This window comes from Kitasatospora sp. NPDC051914, assembly GCF_040680995.1.
Taxonomy (GTDB): Bacteria; Actinomycetota; Actinomycetes; order Streptomycetales; family Streptomycetaceae; genus Kitasatospora.
Genome location: NZ_JBFAXX010000164.1, coordinates 1 through 1132, shown reverse-complemented (window position 1 = coordinate 1132; position 1132 = coordinate 1). Strand labels below are relative to the sequence as shown.

General features: G+C 69.9%; 1 protein-coding gene. It reads left to right on the top strand.

Annotated elements, in window-relative coordinates:
- Positions 1-1131 (top strand): acyl-CoA dehydrogenase family protein (locus AB0M03_RS39645; RefSeq protein WP_363501713.1); only part of this gene is annotated, 1131 nt, incomplete at its 5' end.
- Position 1132: the final 1 nt, after the last annotated feature.

Genomic DNA, 1132 nt, shown 5'->3' with positions numbered 1-1132 from the left:
TTCCGCTTGACCGAGGAGCACGACATGCTCCGTGACGCGGTGCGGTCGCTGGCCGAGGCGAAGATCGCCCCGTTCGCGGCCGAGGTCGACGAGCAGGGCCGGTTCCCGCACGAGGCGCTGGAGGCGCTGCAGGGCAACGACCTGCACGCGGTGCACGTGCCGGAGGAGTACGGCGGCGCGGGCGCGGACGCGCTGGCCACCGTGATCGTGATCGAGGAGGTCGCCCGGGTCTGCGCCTCGTCCTCGCTGATCCCCGCGGTGAACAAGCTCGGCTCGCTGCCCGTCCAGCTGTCCGGCTCGGAGGAGCTGAAGGCCAAGTACCTGGGCGCGCTCGCCCGCGGCGAGGGCATGTTCTCCTACTGCCTGTCCGAGCCGGAGGCCGGCTCGGACGCGGCCGGCATGAAGACCCGCGCGGTCCGCGACGGCGACTTCTGGGTCCTCAACGGCGTCAAGCGGTGGATCACCAACGCCGGCGTGTCCGAGTTCTACACCGTCATGGCGGTCACCGACCCGGCGCTGCGCTCCAAGGGCATCTCCGCGTTCGTGGTCGAGAAGGGCGACGAGGGGGTGTCCTTCGGCGCCCCGGAGAAGAAGCTCGGCATCAAGGGCTCGCCGACCCGCGAGGTCTACTTCGACAACGTGCGGATCCCCGCCGACCGGATGATCGGCGCCGAGGGCACCGGCTTCGCCACCGCGATGAAGACCCTCGACCACACCCGGGTCACCATCGCCGCGCAGGCCATCGGCATCGCCCAGGGCGCCCTCGACTACGCCAAGGGCTACGTCAAGGAGCGCAAGCAGTTCGGCAAGGCCATCGCCGAGTTCCAGGGCATCCAGTTCATGCTCGCCGACATGGCGATGAAGCTGGAGGCGGCCCGCCAGCTCACCTACGCCGCCGCCGCGAAGTCCCAGCGCACCGACGCCGACCTGACCTTCTTCGGCGCCGCCGCCAAGTGCTTCGCCTCCGACGCCGCGATGGAGATCACCACCGACGCCGTCCAGCTCCTCGGCGGCTACGGCTACACCCGCGACTACCCGGTCGAGCGGATGATGCGCGACGCCAAGATCACCCAGATCTACGAGGGCACCAACCAGGTCCAGCGCATCGTCATGGCCCGCAACCTCCCGTAAC